The organism is Pseudomonadota bacterium (assembly GCA_022361155.1).
Taxonomy (GTDB): Bacteria; Myxococcota_A; Polyangia; order Polyangiales; family JAKSBK01; genus JAKSBK01.
In genome coordinates, this window is sequence record JAKSBK010000109.1 from 1 (window position 1) to 7,825 (window position 7,825).

General features: G+C 67.1%; 6 protein-coding genes. 3 read left to right on the forward strand and 3 right to left on the reverse strand.

The annotated features are described in order from the left end of the window. On the forward strand, nucleotides 1-1,189 hold a 1,189-nt coding region (locus MJD61_03840; GenBank protein MCG8554408.1), incomplete at its 5' end, for an alkaline phosphatase family protein. Beyond that, nucleotides 1,186-2,379, forward strand: a complete 1,194-nt coding sequence (locus MJD61_03845; GenBank protein ID MCG8554409.1) for a glycosyltransferase — start codon at nucleotides 1,186-1,188, stop codon at nucleotides 2,377-2,379. The genes MJD61_03840 and MJD61_03845, both read left to right, overlap by 4 nt. Here MJD61_03845 and MJD61_03850 read toward each other — a convergent pair. Then, nucleotides 2,369-3,532, reverse strand: coding sequence for a hypothetical protein (locus MJD61_03850; GenBank protein ID MCG8554410.1), 1,164 nt, complete (start codon nucleotides 3,530-3,532; stop codon nucleotides 2,369-2,371). The genes MJD61_03845 and MJD61_03850 overlap by 11 nt on opposite strands. A gap of 242 nt (nucleotides 3,533-3,774) precedes the next feature. Then, the gene (locus tag MJD61_03855; GenBank protein MCG8554411.1) at nucleotides 3,775-4,188 is read right to left on the reverse strand and encodes an NUDIX domain-containing protein; all 414 of its coding nucleotides are present in this window, start codon (nucleotides 4,186-4,188) and stop codon (nucleotides 3,775-3,777) included. A 209-nt stretch (nucleotides 4,189-4,397) separates the two neighbouring features. Between MJD61_03855 and MJD61_03860 the strand changes: the two genes are divergently transcribed. Next, nucleotides 4,398-6,596 carry a PQQ-like beta-propeller repeat protein gene (locus MJD61_03860; protein MCG8554412.1) on the forward strand — a complete coding sequence of 733 codons (2,199 nt, stop codon included), beginning with the start codon at nucleotides 4,398-4,400 and terminating at the stop codon, nucleotides 6,594-6,596. A 320-nt stretch (nucleotides 6,597-6,916) separates the two neighbouring features. Here the strand turns inward: MJD61_03860 and MJD61_03865 are convergent, their stop codons facing one another. Beyond that, nucleotides 6,917-7,363 (reverse strand): universal stress protein, encoded by a 447-nt coding sequence (locus tag MJD61_03865; GenBank protein MCG8554413.1) that lies wholly within the window; start codon nucleotides 7,361-7,363, stop codon nucleotides 6,917-6,919. Between the last annotated feature and the right edge of the window lie 462 nt (nucleotides 7,364-7,825).

The window sequence follows — 7,825 nt, forward strand, 5'->3', positions numbered from 1 at the left end:
CGCCGCGGGGCACGAGGCTTGGCACGAGCGGCTGCCTGCCGCGCTGGTGCGGCGCGTGCGACGAAAGACCGAGCTTGGCTTGTGGCTGCTCGAGCGACGCAGCTGGGATGTGTTCGCGTTCTATTTCGGTGAGAGCGACACTGCGTCGCACCATCTGTGGTCCTTGCACGATCCAGGGTCGCCACGGCGACCAAGCCATGTGAATGCGCGGCAGCGCGACGGGCTCGCTCGCGTCTACGAGGCGCTCGACGAGGCCGTGGCGGAGCTGGCTCGTGCCGCCGGCCCGGACACCGAGGTCACCGTGGTCAGCGACCACGGCTCCGGGGGCTCTTCCGATAAGGTGCTGTACCTCAATTGCGTCCTCGAGCAGGCGGGCCTGCTGCGAATGCACCGTTCGGCCACGGCCGGGCTCGCACGTGGCTTGAAGGAAACGGCACTGACCCAGCTGCCCCCTCGGCTGCGCGAGCGCGTGTACCGCTTTGCAGGTGCTCGCCTGCCCGGCTTGCTCGAGTCCAGTTCACGTTTCGGTGCGATCGACATGGCTCGCACCACGGTCTTCAGCGACGAGCTGAACTACTTTCCCGCCTTGCATTTCAATCTGCGCGGCCGCGAGCCCAATGGGACGCTGCATCCCGGCGATGCGCCCCGCGTGCGTCGTGACGTCGAGCAGCTGCTGGCCGGGCTGCGCGACCCGTGGACGGGGCGACCGGTCGTGGCCTGGGTCAAGTCGCGCGAACAGCTCTATCGCGGCCCCTACCTCTCGCGCGCGCCGGATCTGTTGCTGGGCTTCGAGCTCGACGGCGGATACTCGTACAACATGATGCCGTCGGCCGGCGCGCCCGCTGGAACGGGCCCCTTTCGCCGTCTTGCGCCGAGCGAATACTTGGGGCGCAAAGGTCGAAGCCTTCCGGGCAGTCATCGGCCGCATGGCTTGCTGATCATGGCGGGGCCTCAGGTGCAGGCTCGCGGACAGCTTGATGCCGAGATGGCGGACGCTACCGCCAGCGTGCTGGCCCGGCTCGGGATCGCGCCCCTCGAGCAAGGCTCCGGCAGGGTGCTGCCCTTTGGAAGCCCTGAGCGCGCGGCAACGCATCGACGCCTGCCTGGCGCGCCGGTGCAACGCTCGGCACGCCAGGGCGACGAGGCCCGCGTGGAGGCGCGGCTGCGGGCACTCGGCTACCTGGAATGAGCCGCAGGCCGAGCGCGCCATGGTTGGACACGCTGCACGTCGCAGCCCTGCCCTTCCCGAGCCCGCAGGGCACCCAGGCTGCCCTGCATCACATGCTCGATGCGCTCGCGGGCTCGAAGCGCCAAGCCGAGCTGCTGACCTACGCCCATGGGGCTAAGGGACCCAAGTGCGCTTTTGTCGTGCATCGCGTGGCCGATTTTCCACGCCTGCGCTCGCTCAGGTCGGGCCCCTCGCTGCGCAAGCTTGCGCTCGACCTCAGGCTGGCCGCCGCACTGCGCGTACTTTTGCGCGGGCAGCGTCCCAAGGTGGTGGTCGCGCATCACGTGGAAGCCGCAGCTGCAGCGTTGCTCGCGCGTGCAAGGCCCTTCGTGTTTGTCGCGCACACCGATCTGGAGCTGGAGCTGCCGAGCTACCTGCCCGCGGCGTTGAGCTCGACCAGCAGGCTCCTGGGGTGCCACACCGACCGCGTACTCATGCGTTCGGCAGCGGTTGTCGCCGCGATATCCCCGCTGCTAGCCGGTCAGCTTGGCGAGCGTCACGGCGTCGATGCCATGCTGCTGCCGTTGCCATGGAGCGTCGGCGCCGCCGCGAGCGACCAGCACCGGCGTGAGGCTCGCCGGGCGCTCCGCTGCGGCCTGGACGATGCCGTGCTGCTTTACGCGGGGAATCTCGATCGGTATCAGGGGTGGGAGCTGCTCATCGACAGCCTGAGCACGATCGTGCGCTCGCGTCCCAAGACGCTTCTTGTGGTGGCCACCGAGTCCGACCCGGGCAGGCTCAGGCGTGAAGCGGTGAAGGCGGGTCTGGGCGCGCGCCTGCGCGTTGCCTCCCTTGCGGGCGAAGCGGCGCGACGCGCCGTCCACAGTGCCGCGGACCTGGCGCTCGTTCCACGTGGCGTCCCGGGCGGCCTGCCGGTCAAGTTGCTCGATTCTCTGGCGCGCGCGCTGCCCACGGTCAGCGTCCACCGGGCTGCCGCGGGCCTGCCGCTTTCCGAGATCGTGTGGGTCAGCCCTGACGATGACGCGCGTGCCCTTGCCGCCACCGTCGTGCAGGCCCTGAGCTCGCCTGTGCGCTGCCGTGAGATGGCGGCGCGTGGACAGGACTACATTCGACGCCAGCACAGCCCGCAGCGGTTCGTCGCGGCCATGGACGCTGTGATCGCACGCGCATGCGCACGCTCTAGGGCCTGATGTAGTTCCAGGTGCAGGTATTCTGCTCGCAGGCAAAACCTGCCACCGGCGGGCAGTCGCAGGTCGAGGCCGGAGGCTCCACACAGCGCGCGCCGGCGAGCTTCACATTCAAGAGCCGGTAGAAATCGGTCGTAACTGCGTCCTTGCGAGCAACCAGATTGCGCGTGCAACCGCAACTGGTTCCCTGCAGCACCTGCCCGCAATCGCTCGCGGCCGTGCACATGCGAATGCGCGCGAGCTCTTCGTCGTAGCGGGGCTTGACCAAAGCGCAGCTGCAGGCGCGTTTCGTGCACCCCACCGTGCCGCCGGCGAGGCACGAGCACATGTTGCAGCCGTCGGTAGCCAGGAAAGACTCACCCGGTGCGTAGTGCGCAGCGTCGTAGGCGCAGCCAGTGCCAGCGTCGACAGGGCAGGCGATCTCGGTGCATGCGACCGTTGCATCCGGCAGACAAGAGCAGGTGTTGCAGCCGTCGACGGCTGCAAACGAATCACCCACTTGATGGACGCGGCCGTTGTACATGCACGTGACCCCCGCGTCCGGCGCGCACGCGATCAGGGTACAGGCGATCTGGCCGTCCGGGTTGCACGAGCAGGTGTTGCAGCCATCGGTTGCTGGAAACGAATCGCCCGGACGGTAGGACTGCCCGCCGTACATGCACGCGACTCCGGCGTCGGGCGGACATCCGATCAAGGTGCATGCGACCTGCCCATCCGAGCCGCAAAAACAGCTGTTGCAGCCGTCGGTGGCGGGGAAGGAGTCGCCGGGATGGTAGGATTGTCCGCCGTACATGCACATGACCCCCCCGTCAGGGCAAGCCCGTCGGGTGCAGGCAACGAAGCCGTCGCCCTGGCAGATGCACTCGTTGCAGCCGTCACCTGCGGGGAAGCGATCCCCCGCCTGGTATTCCTTGCCAGCGTGCTGACAGGCTCCAGCCGTGCCGCCGTCGGGCGCGCAGCCCCGCAAGGTACAGGCCACCCTGCCGTCCGGCTCGCACGTGCAGGTGTTGCAGCCGTCCAACGCAGCAAAGGTGTCTCCGACAACGCGCAGCTGCCCACCGTACAAGCAGCCTGTGGGAGCGCTTTCTTTGCAGCCGAGAGCAAGCGCAGCCAGGCTCGCGCTCAACGTGACCATCAGCAGTCGTTGTCGCATCATGGGATCCTTCGCGCCCGTTGCGCCTTGCCAGCGGCGTCCGGTCCTGGTCCAAACGCATAAACTATTCCAGGACGGGCCCCTATCGTAGCGGATGCGGCAAAAAAAAGGGGCCCGGAGCATGACCTTGTGCCAGGATGTGCCACGCGAGCGTTGGGGTTCAAGCATGCTAGCGGTGCAAAGCAGGTAGTGTGCCAGTGATCCGGATCCGGGAGCACCGGCCCCCGCAGGTAGCCCGCGCCGGTTCATTCGAGCTCTACCGCCCGTGCCACGGCCTTGGCCAGGGTCTTGATCTGGGAGTTTTCGGCGAACTCGGCCGGGGTCCACCAAGCGTGCGCGTCGTGCTCGTGCGAACGTCGTACCCGGCCGCGCAAGAACTTCGCCCGATAAAGTATGACGATCATGGGCTGACCGGCGCGTCGGGCGGCATAGACGGTAACTGGACGCTCGTCGAGCTCGACCTCGAGTCGACTTTCTTCCGCGATCTCGCGTCGCACGGCGTCGAGCGGCTGCTCTCCCGATTGCACACGGCCCGAAACGGTCTCCCATAAGCCGGGGCCTGCATCCTTGTGCGCCGCCCTGCGCAGCGCCAGGACCTTGCCTTTCTTGAAGATCATGGCGGCCACAGCCACCACTTGGGTCGGTGTAGTCGTGTCCAAGGTCGCACCAGAAACACAAGAAAGCTGCCAGCGCCGGCGAGCGATCCTTTTATTTCACGCGCTCGCCGCGAGCCGCATACCATTTCAATTGCACCGTTCGAAACCGATCAGCAGCCCCTATGACCCAAGGTGATCTCTTCGTGTCCAGTTCCAGCGTCGCACGTGCATCAAGCTTCGCCTCCTCTGCCCCGGTCCATAGGCTACGTGCCATGCTCGCGGCAAATCAGCCGCAGCGCTCGGGCGAGCTGCCTAATCTGCTGGACCTGATTTCTTCGCTCAGCGCGCTGGCAGAGGGCACGCGCCGCAAGGCACTGGTCGCGCTGGCCAGGACGCCGGCCGAGTACGCCTTCGTCAGGCGCGGGGACAAGGTCCTGGTAAGCCACTACGAGACCGGAGGCTGCCCGGAGGTCTTCTTCCTGGACCGTGAGATCGACCTCGGCGAGCTCCTGGCCGCTTGTGTCGAGTGCGCGCTGCGCAGCGTCCCGGCGTTCGAGCAGTGCCCGGACGCCCGCGCCCTGCACTCGCTGGCCGAGCGGGCCGGCCCGCAACGGGTGCGACATGACGACGGTCCCACCCCCCGTGTGGTGCGGCGAGCCGGTGGTGTCCAGCAAAACCCGGGGGACAATGTCCCTCTGGCGTTCGGCTTCAGCGCATCGTTGTCCGTGCTAGCCGACACGGGCTGCGGTGCTCATGCGTTCTCGGACACCCACGCTCTGCTTTTCGACGGGGAATTGTGGGGCTACTCGCGTGGACGCCGCATGGCCCTGGCGCGCGGTCCGATCTTGCTGCCCGTGCAACGCATGGTGCAGCTCGTCAGCGCGCTGAGCAACGCACGCCAGGCTGGACGCTCGGCCCATGTACGACTACGCAGCGGTTCGTTCGCCGTCGGGGCGCGCATGGATGGGCAGGGCGAGCTCGCGCTTACGCTCGGGTTGGGATCGAACGCGACCTTCACGCTGCCGGCGCTCGACTTGCCGGCCATGGGGCTGCCGATCCTGCGTGTGGCGTCGGACCTTGCGCGCATGCTGATGGCGGCTGACCGGGGGCAGGCGCGTAACCTGCGCCTGATCGAGCTGCGCAACCAGGTCCGCTCGCTCAGGCGGACCCTGCGCCGTCGCCAGCGCGGTCGCAGCTTCCAGAACAACGACGCGGAGCGGCTGCGGCTCGCCTCCCTGGGTGTGCCCCGTGGCGATCAGGAAGCGCCGGAGGAGTCGGCGAGCCAGCACTCGGCGCCGCGCTGGGCCAAGGGCCCCCGCTACACCGAGCGCTGGGCGGCCGAGATCGACAGCTTGGATACCGCCTCGACGTTCCTTTGCGGGGATCGCATCGTGGCAGCCACTTCGCGCCGCACGCTGGCCATGACGACCGCGCGCGCGGAGTTGATCTGGTCCGAGCCTACTCCGAAATGCGTCACACGCATGGCGGGCACGGCCCTTTTGCGTTTTCTGAGCAACGGCGCCGTGGAGATCTGCGACGTGTCGGATGGAGGCATCGTCGCGAAAGTAGAGCTCGGATCCGCACCGAGTCCGCATCCGCTGTGCATGTTCGCAGGTGGCGGCCAGCTGCCCCCGCTGGCGCTGCTCAGCGATGGCCCCCAGCGTGTGGTGGCAGTTGATCTGCGGACCGGCGAAACACGCTGGATGTTTCAGGCCAGGGGCCGCGGACCGCTGCGGGTCCAGCGCGCTGGCCGCGTCGCGGTCATCGCAAGCGGCGAATCGTCGCTGCATGCCCTGGACATTTCTTGCGGCGAGGTGGTGTGGCGTTTGTCCGGCCAGGGCCGCTTCCGACTCACGCCCAGTGTCCACGCGGAGCGAGTCTACGCGGTTGCCGATCACCCCAATGCACCGACGTCCATGCTCCACGCGCTGGATCTGTTCTCGGGTCGCGAGTTGTGGACGCGACGGCTTGGGGCGAACCCGGCGACCGAGCCCCTGGCTACGCCCAACGCCGTGGCGGTGGCGCTGGAGGGTAGTCGCCGCGGTCGTTTCGTGGGCTTCGATCCCATCGGCGGCCGGCAGCTGTGGTCTTGTGCCGATCCCGGCGTTTCGGGAGGCACCAGCGTCATGGCGGTGGATCGGATGCTGATTTCGAACGCGAGCACGGGCAGGGTGAGTGCGTTCGACCTGCGCGCCGGGGAGCCGCTGTGGCAGCAGCAGCTCGGCAACGCGCTCGCCGACGATGTGCCGCGGCAGCTCGAGCCTGTATTACGCAACGGGTGCTTGTTCGTACCGGCGAGCCAGGTTCATCTGCTACGGCCAGCCGACGGTCGTTTGCTGGCTGCAGTGACGGCCTGCGAGCTGATTCCCGACTGGATGCGGGTCGATAGCCGCGGCTGGCTGTACGTGGCCGAAGACAGCGGCCACATCCGCGCGTATGCTCCGGCCCCGCACCTGCGCCTTGTAACTTAGTTCCTGTCCAGAATGGCGCCAGGCCGGCTTGCGTCCTCGAAAAAATCCTCGCTCTGTGTATGTAGCCCTGCGCTGCGTAGTGGACCGGCGCGGTCCACGGAGGTGCAGGGGTAAATGCACAGCCACGGAGCGCAGCGCAGAGAAATAGCGCTGCTATTCCTGCGGTATTTTCTGCGGGCGCGCTCGCCCTGGCATCCATTCTGAACAGGAACTTGGGGGTTTCGAGAATGGCGCCAGGCCGGCTTGCGTCCTCGAAAAAATCCTCACAGCCACGGAGCGCAGCGCAGAGAAATAGCGCACTTGGGCGGTCGGGCGGTGACTTAGCGGGCGACGATGACGGGGCAAGGGCTGTGGCGCACTACCTTTTCGGCCACGCTGCCGATCAGCAGGTGCGCGAGCCCGGTTCGGCCGTGGGAGGCCACGACGATCAGGTCCACGCCGTTGTCCTTTGCGTACTTGGTGAGGGCGTCAGCCGGGCTATCCTCCGCGATCAGCTTGATCTGGGTGTCCGCCACTTCCTTGATCTGATCGTCCCGCAGCTTTTCCAGTGCTTGCGTCAACGCCTTTTCGAGCGCGAATTGGGTTTCCTGGCTGCTGCGCTCCAGGGTAGTCAGGCCGGGCGGGGGCCCCAGAAGTGCGGGCGAGTATACGTGCACCGCGGTGATCCTCGCGCGCGTGAGATTGGCGAGCTGCACCGCCAGCTTGGCGGCGCTTTCCGCGGCCGGCGAGAAATCCGTGCCCAAGAGAATGTGGCTGGCGATGGTCATGGGCGTCCTCTCTGGCAGCGCCTGATCGCTGCACGATGGCGATTGGTCCGTCTCCCCTTAACCACATAAGACCCTGTGCTCGTTGACAACCCCCAAGCGCGGCCTGCGAAGCCGAGCGCGCAGACGACGATGCGGCTCCCGCGTTCAAGCACTCCTGTGCCGAGTTCTTCCTCGTGGGATCGGTACGTGCTCTCAGGCCCTCGAAAAGGCCAGCCAATGGAGCTCGCTCGCCGTCGCATGCACGTCCATGGCCCGAGCTGGTAAGCTCTGGCGGGTGCCTTGCGGAGCCGGCGAAACGAAGACGGTAGGACCCGCGGAAGAATAACTCATCCATTTCGCCGGTTCTGACCACCGCTGGCTATGTTGCTCCTCCTCGAAATACCCGCAGTATTCCTCGTCGTCGCGCCTCGCCAGCGGCGCCCAGTCCTCACCGAAACACCCGAGTCATTCTTCCGCGGGCCC

Bases quoted from the DNA above. Each gene is read 5' to 3' on its own strand.
- MJD61_03865 (MCG8554413.1), bottom strand. From the start codon at position 7,363: ATGACCATCGCCAGCCACATTCTCTTGGGCACGGATTTCTCGCCGGCC.
- MJD61_03860 (MCG8554412.1), top strand. From the start codon at position 4,398: ATGCTCGCGGCAAATCAGCCGCAGCGCTCGGGCGAGCTGCCTAATCTG.
- MJD61_03845 (MCG8554409.1), top strand. From the start codon at position 1,186: ATGAGCCGCAGGCCGAGCGCGCCATGGTTGGACACGCTGCACGTCGCA.
- MJD61_03850 (MCG8554410.1), bottom strand. From the start codon at position 3,532: ATGATGCGACAACGACTGCTGATGGTCACGTTGAGCGCGAGCCTGGCT.